At 53.3% G+C, this 12,561-nt stretch carries 17 protein-coding genes; 9 read left to right on the top strand and 8 right to left on the bottom strand.

The window, feature by feature from the left end:
* Positions 1–428: 428 nt before the first annotated feature.
* Positions 429–722 carry a hypothetical protein gene (locus tag E5554_RS15985; RefSeq protein ID WP_136187415.1) on the bottom strand — a complete coding sequence of 98 codons (294 nt, stop codon included), beginning with the start codon at positions 720–722 and terminating at the stop codon, positions 429–431.
* A 1,053-nt stretch (positions 723–1,775) separates the two neighbouring features.
* A complete protein-coding gene (locus E5554_RS15980) occupies positions 1,776–2,330 on the bottom strand; it encodes a hypothetical protein (protein WP_136187414.1) in 555 nt (184 codons plus the stop codon).
* 42 nt (positions 2,331–2,372) lie between these two features.
* On the opposite strand from E5554_RS15980, the gene E5554_RS15975 reads away from it, so the two are divergent.
* Positions 2,373–3,194, top strand: coding sequence for a hypothetical protein (locus tag E5554_RS15975; RefSeq protein WP_136187413.1), 822 nt, complete (start codon positions 2,373–2,375; stop codon positions 3,192–3,194).
* A gap of 71 nt (positions 3,195–3,265) precedes the next feature.
* On the opposite strand, the gene E5554_RS15970 is transcribed toward E5554_RS15975, so the two are convergent.
* Together E5554_RS15970 and E5554_RS15965 are read right to left on the bottom strand one after the other, a co-directional pair.
* Positions 3,266–3,883: a hypothetical protein gene (locus tag E5554_RS15970; RefSeq protein WP_136187412.1), complete on the bottom strand. Its 618-nt coding sequence runs from the start codon at positions 3,881–3,883 to the stop codon at positions 3,266–3,268.
* Positions 3,883–4,857 carry a hypothetical protein gene (locus E5554_RS15965; protein WP_136187411.1) on the bottom strand — a complete coding sequence of 325 codons (975 nt, stop codon included), beginning with the start codon at positions 4,855–4,857 and terminating at the stop codon, positions 3,883–3,885. The genes E5554_RS15970 and E5554_RS15965 overlap by 1 nt, the downstream gene beginning before the upstream one ends.
* A 125-nt stretch (positions 4,858–4,982) precedes the next feature.
* Between E5554_RS15965 and E5554_RS15960 the strand changes: the two genes are divergently transcribed.
* The 6 genes from E5554_RS15960 to E5554_RS15935 all read left to right on the top strand — a co-directional run bounded on the left by E5554_RS15960 (position 4,983) and on the right by E5554_RS15935 (position 8,671).
* Positions 4,983–5,285 carry a hypothetical protein gene (locus E5554_RS15960; RefSeq protein ID WP_136187410.1) on the top strand — a complete coding sequence of 101 codons (303 nt, stop codon included), beginning with the start codon at positions 4,983–4,985 and terminating at the stop codon, positions 5,283–5,285.
* Positions 5,282–5,656: a hypothetical protein gene (locus E5554_RS15955; RefSeq protein WP_136187409.1), complete on the top strand. Its 375-nt coding sequence runs from the start codon at positions 5,282–5,284 to the stop codon at positions 5,654–5,656. Before E5554_RS15960 ends, E5554_RS15955 begins: the two co-directional genes overlap by 4 nt.
* A 698-nt stretch (positions 5,657–6,354) precedes the next feature.
* Positions 6,355–6,792, top strand: a complete 438-nt coding sequence (locus E5554_RS15950; protein WP_136187408.1) for a hypothetical protein — start codon at positions 6,355–6,357, stop codon at positions 6,790–6,792.
* A gap of 30 nt (positions 6,793–6,822) precedes the next feature.
* Complete coding sequence (locus tag E5554_RS15945; protein ID WP_136187407.1) at positions 6,823–7,263, top strand: hypothetical protein; 441 nt, start codon at positions 6,823–6,825, stop codon at positions 7,261–7,263.
* A gap of 398 nt (positions 7,264–7,661) precedes the next feature.
* Positions 7,662–8,189 carry a site-specific integrase gene (locus E5554_RS15940; protein ID WP_136187406.1) on the top strand — a complete coding sequence of 176 codons (528 nt, stop codon included), beginning with the start codon at positions 7,662–7,664 and terminating at the stop codon, positions 8,187–8,189.
* 86 nt (positions 8,190–8,275) lie between these two features.
* Positions 8,276–8,671 (top strand): hypothetical protein, encoded by a 396-nt coding sequence (locus E5554_RS15935; protein ID WP_136187405.1) that lies wholly within the window; start codon positions 8,276–8,278, stop codon positions 8,669–8,671.
* 145 nt (positions 8,672–8,816) lie between these two features.
* Here the strand turns inward: E5554_RS15935 and E5554_RS15930 are convergent, their stop codons facing one another.
* The 3 genes from E5554_RS15930 to E5554_RS23095 form a co-directional block, all read right to left on the bottom strand.
* On the bottom strand, positions 8,817–9,176 hold the full coding sequence (locus E5554_RS15930; protein ID WP_136187404.1) for a DUF2958 domain-containing protein: 360 nt from the start codon (positions 9,174–9,176) through the stop codon (positions 8,817–8,819).
* Between the two features lie 65 nt (positions 9,177–9,241).
* Complete coding sequence (locus E5554_RS15925; RefSeq protein ID WP_168708721.1) at positions 9,242–9,619, bottom strand: hypothetical protein; 378 nt, start codon at positions 9,617–9,619, stop codon at positions 9,242–9,244.
* 113 nt (positions 9,620–9,732) lie between these two features.
* Positions 9,733–9,906, bottom strand: coding sequence for a hypothetical protein (locus tag E5554_RS23095; protein WP_168708720.1), 174 nt, complete (start codon positions 9,904–9,906; stop codon positions 9,733–9,735).
* A gap of 169 nt (positions 9,907–10,075) precedes the next feature.
* Between E5554_RS23095 and E5554_RS15920 the strand changes: the two genes are divergently transcribed.
* Together E5554_RS15920 and E5554_RS15915 are read left to right on the top strand one after the other, a co-directional pair.
* Positions 10,076–10,258 (top strand): hypothetical protein, encoded by a 183-nt coding sequence (locus tag E5554_RS15920; protein ID WP_136187402.1) that lies wholly within the window; start codon positions 10,076–10,078, stop codon positions 10,256–10,258.
* A 181-nt stretch (positions 10,259–10,439) separates the two neighbouring features.
* On the top strand, positions 10,440–10,835 hold the full coding sequence (locus tag E5554_RS15915) for a DUF6232 family protein (RefSeq protein ID WP_136187401.1): 396 nt from the start codon (positions 10,440–10,442) through the stop codon (positions 10,833–10,835).
* A 4-nt stretch (positions 10,836–10,839) separates the two neighbouring features.
* On the opposite strand, the gene E5554_RS15910 is transcribed toward E5554_RS15915, so the two are convergent.
* The gene (locus E5554_RS15910) at positions 10,840–12,537 is read right to left on the bottom strand and encodes a recombinase family protein (protein ID WP_136187400.1); all 1,698 of its coding nucleotides are present in this window, start codon (positions 12,535–12,537) and stop codon (positions 10,840–10,842) included.
* Positions 12,538–12,561 lie beyond the last annotated feature (24 nt).

Genomic DNA, 12,561 nt, shown 5'->3' with positions numbered 1-12,561 from the left:
GACGGATTAAGACTCATCGGCATGTATTCTTCGGATGACACGCTGGTTCAAAGGCAGCATATGATGTTGGAAGGAGACGACCCATATGTATGCGAACTTCCGCCCACTGAGGTCCATCGAAGTAGCAGCTATCGCTATTCTGGCTGTGGTGTCCTGCGTCGCTAGCGGCGGCATCTAAGTTCAGCGGTAAGCTGATACGCAAAAGGGCCGGGAATTTACTCCCGGCCCTTTCTGTGTCTTTTCATACCTTAAACGGGTAATGCCTCCTTACGGCTTGCTGCCCCGCATTCACTCCCCATAGCCCCTTCAAAAATACTCGCTGTCCAGCAGCTAAACCGGAGGGAGGTGCACAAGGGAGCAGGCATGACTTGCACGATCCCGCGACAAACGGACATAGGAGATATGCAGCAGCCTTCTTCTGCATTTACTTATCGGTTGCGGGCCTTACGTCTGTAGGTGGATACCGTCTGATGCGATGTGCCGACGCGCTTGGCGATGACGGCCAGCGGGTCCATGCTGGTCTCCATGTCCCGGATTTGATCGGGCGTGAATTGGCGCTTGGATTGCCTGATCGATTTAGGCGGCTCCGCTGGTCGTCCCATCTTGTCGGCTCGAATGTGCGCGCGCAATTCATCAAGGCCGAACAGGTCCACATAGTTCGTGGACAGGTTCTCGCGGGATGCCCGGTCAAAGGCTTTCAGGTGGTCGATATCTTCGCTCATGCGATATCTTATCGGACGGCCGAACGGGTCAGGATTTTGGAACTGACAAAAAAATCTGGGTCAGGGCTTGGTCGTTATTGCAGACATCCTGACATCAGATTTTGAAACTGATTATAGAAATTCTGAGTCGGGAATTTGAAACTGATTATAGAAATCCTGCGTCAGGGCACCCGCCCTCAGGATAGGGGTATACCCCCTCCATCAGCCATCTGACCGGTGGCAATACCTCTACATTCACACTAGCGCGACAGTTCTGCAAATCAACCGCTCAGGGCTGGTCACAGGTTTATTTTCCTGAAATGCGACGAGCCGTTGCTGATGTGGGTGATTGTCGCGCTAGGAATGGTGTTCATTCCTTTACGATTCAACGATAGCATGATGCCGTCAAAGAGCGACAAAAAAGATAGGCTTGACACCTTTTTTCTTGTGGTCAACCAAGTGGAAGGAGGTATGGTTTTCGTATATTGTCCATACCTGCAATGAGTGGTTGATTTGACTCCTAACGATGTTATGTGAGTTATGCTGAGGTGTGAGCATCTTTCCTAGCGCGGCACAGAAAGAGTTCAGGATAATTCGCCTTACTGGTTGACGTATTGACTGTAGATTGTAGTGTGTGATTGTGGAGGTATGACTTCCTGATCTAGCGCGAAATGCGACGAACCGTGCAGGTTGTGGTCGCATCTTTTCCTGTAGAGTCTAATGTGTAAGAGTGGAGATATGACTTCGTATCTCGGCTAGACTGATTGCTTATTGTGCGATGCAACATGGGCAGACTTGCGATCCATTCTTATCTGCATCTTTTCGCTGAGTAAGGGCGGAACAATGGTCGGGGTCGCTGATGCCCTGTAAGGGGTCAACGCGGGCCTAGACGGCCCTACAGCATACTTGATGCCCATAGGGGCTGAACGGCCCTTACAGAGCGCCTATGGCGTGGGCTGGTTCTAATGAACATAAAGCCTGATCGGGCTGACTGCGACCAAAGAAACTGCATCAGTCGAAAAAAAGTCCTGCCGACAATCGCCGACAGGACTCCGTTGGTGCTTTGCGTGAGATTCAATCCTCTTTGTCGGGATCATCATCACGGCTGATAATCTGGCCCTCGACAGATTGGCCGAACGACCAATTGGGCATCGCCACATGCTGGATGCCGATGTTGCCTTCGACCTTCACATGCTCGCCATACGCCTTGCGGTTGGAGCGGCCAGCGATCCACTTGATATTGTCGCTGAGCAGCTTCGCACGGGCATCGCTGAGCGTGGTGTCGTAAGGAAGGGAATATAGGCGCTCGACCTGGGCGTGCTGGCCATGGGCGTAAGATGCGGCAAGGCGGTGATCGAAATCCTCGTCCATAGCGGCGAGGTTGCGGATGTTGCCGGGATCGAGGCCAAGGGACTTGCAGATGGTGGTGAGCAGTTCACCACCACGGATGCGATACAGGACGATCTCTTTATGCTCTTCGCTGATGTTGCGCCATGCGTTGGTGTCGCTCTCTGCCAACATCTGGTCGGCTAGTTCGCCCAAGGCTTTGGCTCCCTCAATAGTGCGGGCCGCGCAATGAACAGCTCGCTTCGATTTCTCATCCAGCTTTGGTAGTTTTTTCTGCGCCATGTGTTTATTTATAGGACGAAACGCGAACGGGGACGGTTTGGCATGAGTGACGAGCGGACGTTGGCAACGGAAGTGCGAGAACTATTTCAGGCACTGGCGCGCAAGCCAAATCGGGCCATGCGTGATGCCATTGCTCAGACGGCAAATACCACGGTCGGTAGTGTCGAATTTCATCAGACGCTTGCTGGTATCAAGGCGAAATGCGATCAGCTTGTTCTCGACATCAGAGCTAGTCCGTTGAAGCAAGGGAGCCAAGAACTCTATGTCGGAGCCGTTGCTGCATTATCAAATTATCTTACACTGGAATCGCTGAATAACATCGTGAACGACAGTTTGCGCGGTGAAGTCAAAGCCTTTGAGTATCTTACGCTTGTCGATGACGTATTGAGGCCGCTTGATTATCGTGAATTGCCGGAGGGTTTTCTTCAGAGCCTTGTTGAAAAGGCTACCTCCATGCTGAAAGACTTGAACGAAAGTCACATTGATAGTCGGCTCAAGGCCCATTTGGAGAAGCAGATCAGGAACTTTTTGTGGAGCATACAGACATTTGACTTAATTGGTATTGAGGGGCTGACCAAGGCTTGGGGCGCTATGGCTGGAGAGATCGCTCGCAGCCAAGGTATGCAGGGAGCGCGCAGTCCTGAGGCGAAAAAGTGGTATAGCGGCGCTTTGCCAATCCTTGGTGCCATTGGCTTGGCAGTCACGTCCGTCAGTGCGACGGTTGAGCATGTGGACAATGCGCTGACCCATGGGGGCAACATCGTGAAGCTACTAACTGGTGGGGAAAGCGTCGAAGAAGCTGGTGGTGCTCAGGCAGATGCTGAGGAAAAGGATGGGCATACCAAGGCCGCCAATGAAAAATGAGCGTTGGCTGTCCGCTGGGCAATCCGCGTCGTGAGAGAATAAAGCCGCAATTGAGATTTTTCAAAGCGGCCTCACTTGATGTCAGAGTGCCTCCGCACTGATAGATCGCCGGTAGTGCGCCTCGCTGTGAAGTATTGGCCTTCAAGTAAGTCTGGGTCTTCAGCTACGTTTACCTCCAGCCAAGCTATACCATCGTGATTCGCAGAGCGATAAGCAAATTGGGCCTTGGGACGATTGGAGTAAGAATACCACAGTCGATACCTGTCGGCCTTAGGTGTGGCTTCTGGAATCACGATCAATGAGTAGGAGTCACTTTCGCCAGTCTTCTGCATGATACTGATGTCAAACAGACTCTGACGGATTGTGATTGTAGATCGTATTGGCCCCTTCGGCTTTCCTGTCTCAGGATCGATCCAGGTCGATTTAAGATGCCCATCCCAGACACCATTGAGGTCAGGGAAGAAAGCGCGACTAAGGAAAGGGAGTTTTCTCCATAGCCATCGCCACACTTGATTGAAGATAAATGCGAATAGCGTTCCGATTACGAAAACCAAAGCAGCAATCAGTTTCAAGGGCGACACCTTGTCGCCGGTCACTAGCTCAAAAAGGCTTTGCAGGCCGAGCAAAACGATCACCGTCAGGGCGACGACGATTGTAAGCTGCGCCTTGCGATCTATCAGGGACCACATCAGGCATAGACCCTTGCGTGGGCAGCTCGGATAAATGATTTGGCATCCAGCAGCGTCCATGCTTGGCTGGAATGAAACAGGAATTTGATGCCATTTATCTCAGTGGCTTTGGAGGTAAATTCTTCATCAAACAGGAGGTCCAGGCACCTGCCTACCACGCGCCGCAAACGGTCTAGCCGATCATCGTTTTCCCACAGAAAATAGCCGTCCTCGACTAGATAAACGAGACATTCAACGAGGAAGGAGGGGGCGCGGTGGGATATCGCTCCCATCGCGTCAAGCTCATAGTTGAGTTGTTTGAGCATCCTGACCACCTTCTTGAAGCGGTGCCGGGTGTTTGCTCGTTTGGTAATGCCGTTAGCGTTGTGCTGCTGCGGGAAGTTGATTGTTTCACGACCATCGCTGCCGTAGATGATAACGCCTTCATCGGTATAGAAGCCGCCATACGGATTGTTGTAAATCCAGTGGAATCGAAGGGCAGGCACAAGATCGACATCGGCTCGGCTGCCATCAAGACCGTCCACGGTAACCGCCTTGTTTCCGACATTCACATTTTGCCAACCGAAGCGCGCCCTGCATATGCGTGCTAATTCGTCCCTTATCGTAGCAACGACATCAACGCCGTCTCGGCCCAAGTTGGTATAGCCTCCGTCTACATCGGCTGCGGCGCGATCGACATCTTCGGCATAGCGGGTAATTAACCCACCGGTCGGTTGGACTCGCAAGTCCATGTCAGCTTCGAGGCGCACATTCGTGTTGTTGAAATAGCTTCCCTGCGGACGGACAACCACCTGCTCAGCATTCAGAATGTCACTGTTGGCAATTAGGTTGCGAGCGATATTTGCGGCCCGCTCGATTTTGGCTTCTTCATGGTCGCTTGCGGGTCTTTCCCAATGTGCGAGCCGGTCGTTCCAGCCCGTGCGAGTTCGTGGCTGTTTTTTACCCGCTTCAACGTCCAGATTAATCATCATCATCCCCTGATTTCAAAAGGAAGATAATGGATCGACTGTAGATGGGAAGAGCCGAGATGCTGTGATTGTTTAGCACGTCAATCTCGCCGTTAAAGGTGCTTTAACTGCCGTTCGGCAGGAGGGCGCGCATGACCAAAGCAAGTGTTACTTTTCTCCTCGATACCGATCTTCTCGGCCTATCTCCGGACGCCGACCTGCAAGCCTACGTGGCGCGGAATATGCTGGTCGCTGCTCGCACTCAGTTGAAGCGCGAACTGCACGATGCGCGTCGCGATGCCGATCTGGCGAGCGAGGCCAAGGCAAAGCTGATGGCAGAGCGGATGCAAGGCATCATGGGCACGTTCATGGCGGAGGCCAATCTGATCGTAGAAGAGGTTGATGCCACCACACTGGTGGAAGCGACGTTGCCGCATGAAACGGAGAACGCATGACGCCCGAAATTGCAGCCCTGGCAGAGCGAGTTCCTCAGGATAGCGGACCAACAGCAGGCTTCCACGTTTGGCTGACCGAGGCCGACTGGGACGAGTGTCACCAAGTTCTTGAGCGTGGATCGGAGCCCGTGCAGGTGTTCGGCTGGAAGGAAGACACCCCGGACATGCTGGGCAAGGCATTTGGTTACCGGGTAGTCGATCAATGCAGGCTCGACCTGTCCTATGATCCGGCATTCCAGACGGCTGCTACTTCCGGCTCTGTCACGCCTCTGCAGGCTTTTCCAAGCTGGTATGATGCACTTTTGTTCGTGTTTCAGAACAAGCGGGAAGCGCAGCTTTTCAAGGTCAAGTTCAGCCCAGCGCCAGTTTGAGTATCGCTGCCGCCGCTCGCGCCGATAAGCGATCCCGTTAACGCCATTCCAATCGGAGCGTGATAAGGGTGGGGATATGAAGAGGGGCAGCGGACATAGGAATTGGGCGAATGCTCATCATCGCGCGATGATGAGCCAGACGCGGAAGCGTAGGGGGCGGCAGGACAATGATCCGGTCGTCCTCCTGCTTTCGGCAGTTTTCGTCGTCGCGGTCGGCTTGACGGTGTTCTTCTGGCCGTCGTCTTCTATCTCCAGTGACCATCATGCGAGTTTCGCATCCGACTTCTCCTGTCAGGTCAGTTCTATCACCGATGGCGATACACTGCGCTGCGCGAATGGAACGCGAGTTCGTCTCCATGCGGTTGCGGCTCGCGAGAGTGACGAGACATGCTCTCCCGGTCATCCTTGCCCTTCGGCAAGTGCCGCTTCTGCCACCGCCAAACTATCAGAGTTGGCCAGCGGCCAGACGCTCCAATGTCGGAAAACCGGGACCAGCTATAATCGAGTGACCGCAATCTGTCGGAATGAAGCCCGCATCGAAATCAACTGTGCCATGGTGCAGAGCGGGACAACTGTGATCTGGCCGAAGTTCAATGAGAAGCGCGCAATCTGCGAATAGCATATGGGAAACGAACAGTTTATGTAGCGGTCGGGCGTAGGATCGCCTTACTCGGATACCAGTGAAAATGAGGGGGCATATGTCAAAGGCAGCGTTCACAACTTCGATTGCCGCTCTGGCAGTTTGGGCCTCACCGACATGGGCCGCAGAAATTATATGTTCTCCGCTATCACAGACTTCCATATTCCAAGCAAGAGGTGAGGCGCAGAGCAGCACAACCAAACCCGATAAGGGCGATGGTTTCAAAGTGGTTCAGGACGCCGATGGTAGGTATGATATCATCTGGAACACGCCTCAGTTTGATTTCAAAACTGTGCGAGCGGGAGGCATCGATCTAAGGGCGCTCGATAAAAGCGTTTTTCCTACGGAATTTGGTTTGTCGGGAGGGGGATTCAACTTCAGCTATACGCTGCATGTCAACAAAGATGAAGACGGATCTCTTGGTTATTCCCTTACCACCAATATGTTCGTCGGAAACTATGTCTCTTTGACTGAATTTGGTAAGTGCAGAATGTAAAGCCGTATCGGCTTGCCAGAGGAGTATAAAATGCGGATTTCCTTGGCTATTGCAACCTTTGTGCTTGCCGCGCCAGTTCAAGCACAGACTTTTGTAGGAAAGCCAAATTACGGTGGCATGTCTCTTCCTTCAAATGCGATCCCGATTATCATCGAACGTAAGACGCCGAACGATACAGCGTATTCGATATATTACTCTCCGCCATGTTTAGGCGCGATTAGGCTGATTCGTGGCAAAAGTGGGAAGAACATGGTCGCGGTTCTATGCGATTGGCGCCCATATAAGCTGAGCTTCAACAGCAATATGATCAGTCTTCAGGAGGCCTTACAAGACATAAACTCAGGTTCGCTGCGGATTGGTGGGACACCAAGTGATTGGCCGTCGCTTGGCACAGCGGTGCGCTATAGAGTGGCAAGCGATGACTATACTGGTTATGAGGACTATTGGCGGAGGAAAAGGGACGGCCGCTAATCGGTTGCGAACCGCCTATCTGTCTGCCCATTTCCATAAGAAGGGCATCCAAGATCATTTCAGAAACCATCTGGTGGGTGGGTTCATACTGCATGGCGTTGGTCAGCGGTTCCACCTCATCCCGCGTGCACCAGAAGTCACTGCTTCCTCAACTGACGAGGACTGGTTGTCGCAGGGCTGGTCAACCAGGTTAGGGTTCATGCGCCTATCCATTTTGCGCTGGCAGCCTTTAACATCATTAAATCCGATTTTCTCACCGCTATTTTCCATCCGCACGTTATTCACGCGGGTCTACTCAGCCGGTGACAACTCATTGCTTTTTTTGAATCTCAGGTCTGGTTCTGGATGACGCAGGAATCAGATGGCTGCAAACATGCTGGACAACAAGGAGTTCAGTTATGCGAGCACCGATCTTATCCGATGACCAATTTGCAGTTGTGCAGCAGTTTGCCGCTAACATGCAGAATGCAGCGCAATATAGCCTGATGCTGCTTCTTTCGAAGCGCCTTGGCCTGCGCCCCATCGAACTTGCAAACATGGAAGCAAGCTGGTTTCAAAACGATAACACGCTCCGCATCCCGCAAGGATCGACAAAGCGTCAGGGTTCTCGCTCGCTGCCCGTAAACGAGGAAATCATCTCCGCATTGCAGCTTCACATGCAGGGTCGGCAGGGCAGGGTGTTTCGCAATGCCCGTGGGGAAGCATTTACCGCCAACGGTATCAGCGAGGCTATCCGGCGCATTTACCGCATGTCAGGTGTTCAGGGAAGCTGCTATTCCGGTCGTCGGAGTGCAGCTACCAACATGGTTGATCGTGGGGTAAGTCTGCGTGTCGTGCAGGAGTTTTTAGGGCACAAGAATCTGGCAACCACTGAAAGCTACTGTGGCGTCACACCGAACATGCTCCGCACTGCTGTTTTTGCCTGAAACCAGAAACAGGTTGCAATAGGGATCAAATGAGTTTGTATGTCCGCTAGTGCAGCGCCGTGCTGCAAATGATGGAGTAGATCAACATGGATTGGACCAAGATAGTTAAGCCCGCAAGCGCCGTTGAAGGCTTCGCGAAGGGCAAGGCCCGCGTCCCGAAGACGGCGGCCGAAGTGGTGGCAAATGCAATCGACAAGCAGATTGCGCTGTTCAACAAGCCGAAGGAAGAAGGGCGTCGCTGGTTCGAAGTGAATGGCGAGAATGTGGGCTTCACCATCCGCTACGCTAACTCGCCCCTCAAGCTGGTTGGCGAGGAAACGCATGTCGTGGTGCCCAAAGCGCAGTTTGTCGATGTGATGAACGCCATCAAGGCCGATGTTGAAAAGGGCAAGTTCAAAGCGCAGTTGGATGCCGGCGAAGCTGCTGTTCGTCAGCGGTCTGCAACCATGTCCCAGACGCGCAAGGCGAACAAAAAGGACTGAGCATTCCTCAATCCGAATTAACGGCCCGGTAGCATCTGTCGGGCCTTTTTTTTGTGAGTGGCTACCCATGAGAAAAGCTGGACCGTTCCCGATCCAGCTTCCCCATTTGCAGGTTGTAAAATGACAGAAAACAACCCGCCGTTATTTATGAGGGGATGCTTCCCGCTTTACGCGCAAGGGCGGCATATTCGGACAGGGTGCGCTTGGCTGTCCAATGCAAGTCCTGCTCCACCCTGAGTCCTCCCGGCCCCTTGACGCTGTAGATTTCGTCCATGCTGATGTAGCCGAGTTCTGGCGTTCCAAAGCCGAGATCGGACAGCCCGAACGCGAGGCCGTCATCGTCCATTTCGGTGAGCAGAAATGTGGCCGCCGCCCATGGCAAAAATAGGCGACACACAGGTTCGAAATCCCGTTCCCGGTTAGTCCCTTTCAGTGGCAACTGCTCTTTGTGATTTTGGATAAGCTGCTGGGCAGCTTGCGGCGTAAACACGGATAACCATTCCATTTAGGCACGTCCTTTCGGTTGATGTGCCTAAGGAGATCATAAGCCTTTTTGGGCGCGCTGCGACTTCAAACCTGCGTGGGTTGCCCAAATTGTTTGAGGCTGAACAGGTGAAGTTCAATTTCGGCCTCGTCCCAACTCGCAATCGTTTCGCGCTCACCTGCCGTCTCGCTGAACGGGACGCGCAACGTCTGGTCCGTTCTGGGATTGTAGGCCCACAATATGCCGTAATGAGCGGGGCCGTTCGGGGGCCACTTGTAAAATGCGAAACTGATATGGTCCTTGCCGACAGCGCGTTCCCGTAACCACGACAGCGCCTCGTTCCCTACGGCCGTCTGTAGCGTTGCGCTGGGCTTTACAGTCATCGCTTTAGCGTCGGTGAGGATCGTCGCTTGTAGATGCTCTGGCAGGCCCTCTAGCAAGCGTATCTCAATCCGTCTGCCCATACGTCCTCCGGTCAATTTGATCGCAAATGCTGACCTTATGGCGAGGAAGTCAACCACAGACGCGAAAGCCCCGGAAATTGCTTTCCGGGGCGACTCTTTAACCGCTTTTTAACTTAGTTGTCAGGCAGCGCCTTGCGCCACCAAGTTCCGTTGAACTCGAAAGCCTCGGGGTCTTCCTCATTGCTTTCAATAAGCAGCCAAACGCTGGTGTCTCCCGCAAACACAGCGGTCTTCTTGCCCCGGATAGTGTTTTCGGTTTCGAACTCGGGATGCTTTTTGATGTTCATTTGTGGCTTACTCCTGTGTTGTGCCACGCGATCATCAAGCACCAGATTCTTCCTGTGTCATCCAGAAAATAGACAACTGCAAAGACTTCTGAGTTTTCTTCTCTCAATGTCTTTTTCTGGATGATTTTCTTCCTGAACGGCAACAATAAGATGGGGAAGGAGACAGCGCATGTTTAACAACATCGATCTTAATGCACTTGCTAATTTCGTAGAGACGCTGGACTGCAATTCCGATTACGAAGATGACCAGTTTGCATTCACGTTTGATGATGCGCGTGTCTACTGCGAACGCAAAAAGAGTCACTTCCGTTTGGAGATTGGTTCGACCATCTTCGAACTACCCCGCTGCTAACCCAGAGAAGCCCGCTGAGAACAAAGAAGCCCTTGCAGCTATGCAGGGGCTTTCTTTTGTCATAGGCCCTCTACGGGCGTCCTAGGGCGCTCAGTAGGGCCGTCGATTATCTGCGGTCTTACAGTTCCTTAACCGTAAGAAGCTAGTCTTCCCCGCATTCATCGCATGAGAGGCAGGGGACATGGCTTACAAGGACGGCGACATCAGCGTGGACGAACACTTTGCCCGGTTCGGCAAAAAGTCCTACGCGATCAACAAAATCAATTCGGTCGAGGTTCGGGAGACGGTCAAGAAAGGGTCGCAAGCCTATGTGCTGTGGTGGCTGCTGATGGCCTTGTTCTTCTTCTCGGCTTATGGCTCGGCTCCCGTTGCGCAGGAATCAGCCGCGACGTTCGCGCTGATCGGGGCGTTCTTTGCCTTCATCGGTTGGCGGTCGTTCAGCAAGCGCCATCCGACGCCGCTTTATCACCTATATCTCATGACATCGAGTTCTGAGGCCCAGGCACTCACCACGACTGACGAGAGTGTGATTGACAAGCTGAGGAATGAGATTGAATGGGCAATGACCGGCCATTGACGCTCTACAGGGCTTTAGTCCGCCGGCGCTTCACATCTTTGATGGCTTGCTCTGCCCCTGTTCCCTTGAGACCTGTCAGCATTTCGTCTGGCAAGGATGATTTATCGACCTTCTGGAGCAGTGTTCCATCATTGTCGAACAGGAAGGCTAGAAGGCCTCCTGCTAGCGTCATCTGAATTTGGCGGTTCGGAGTTTTGCGGCCTTCGATATATTCGCGACGGCAAGTGACCACCTGAACGACCGAACGGACAGCATCTCTGACAATGCGGCGGGCATCCTGCCTGACCTCATCATCATCGCTCGCGATAGCGTCCTTTACCTCCAGAACGCGGGCAAGATGTTCTTCCGGCGTGGCATGACCTTTAGCCCGCTCCAAGGCTTCCCGTGCTTTCTCAAGGTCGGCCCTTGCCGCTGCTAGCTTTGGCCTAAGCAGCAGTATGTCTCGCTCGGTGTCATCATCCTCACCATGTTTACGGATGAAGGCCATGAGGTTGCTGCGCTCTGTTTCTAGGAGTTCAACGTCTTTGGACAATTGAGCTACATGGGCGAGCAGGGGACCGGTCTCGTCGCTTCTGACAAAGTGGCTATGATCGAGTGCGAGGTGCAAAATCTGATCGAGTGCGGCTCGCTCGAAATTGTCGTAGCGATACAGGGTGGTGTTGACGCACTCGGCTCCGTTGTTGAACCGGGTGCATTTCAGATACTCATATTGGGTGCCTCTGGTGTTGCGCTGGACAGTGCGGATCATAGTGTCGCCGCAATGGCCACATTTGACACGGCCCGCGAAGAGGTTCTTCGCCTCGGAATGGTTCGGCCCGGTTGCGCCTCGCCGATTTTCCATAGCTGACCGGGCGGCCGCGACCAGTTCGGGAGGAACGACGCGCGGATAGTAATTGGTGATGACTTCACCGGTGCGGACGCGATTAGGGCCGGAGCGAACATGATATTCCCCCTCGGCTTGCCATCCCGTCAGAATATCTCGGACGTAACCGACTTTCCAACTTGGCGCAGATTTGTGGCCGACAGTCCACGGCTCGACAGACGCGTTCAACTTCTTCGTGATGAGGTGGATGCCCTGACCGGCAGCGCACCATTCATAAATCTGGCGCACAACGGCAGCGCGTATTTCATCAACTTCGAATGAGCCGTTCTTCTCGCCCTTGAGCCAAGCAGGAACTCGCTTGCTGTAGACAATGCCGTTGCGGGCCTTGTTCATGAAGCCCTCGACGGCCTTCTGTTGGAATTGGCTTTTGCGTTCTGCCTCTTTGTTCGAGCGTTGGGCTTCAAGAAGGTATTGTAACAGATCAACGATGTTCTCGCCGGACAGGCTGACCTCGTCGAATATCTTTCCGGGTGCAGGGCTAGCGACAGCAACCCTGATCCCAGCGTCGGTAACTTCTTCGATCCAGCGGCGAGCCTTCTTTATGTCCTGACGACTTAGGCGATCGAGGTTTTCGACCACCAGATATGATCCTGGCGGTATGTCGCCATGATCGATTCGCTCTTTGAAGCGGCCCAATTCCCCGACGCGAAGATGATTACCTCGCCACGCAGACTGGCCTTTGTCCGTCAGCGTCTCGACAACCTCCCAGCCATTATCCTCGCACATCTTCTGCGTGAGTTCATACTGGCGGGATAGCGATTCGCCCCGGTCCTGCCGCTTGGTTGAGAACCGGGCGTATATGTATGCATGAGGTTTCATGCCCAGAATCTGCGCTGTTCAACG

The sequence above is a fragment of the Sphingobium sp. PAMC28499 genome (assembly GCF_004795815.1).
Taxonomy (GTDB): domain Bacteria; phylum Pseudomonadota; class Alphaproteobacteria; order Sphingomonadales; family Sphingomonadaceae; genus Sphingobium; species Sphingobium yanoikuyae.
This window is presented reverse-complemented; position numbering and strand designations above follow the sequence as displayed.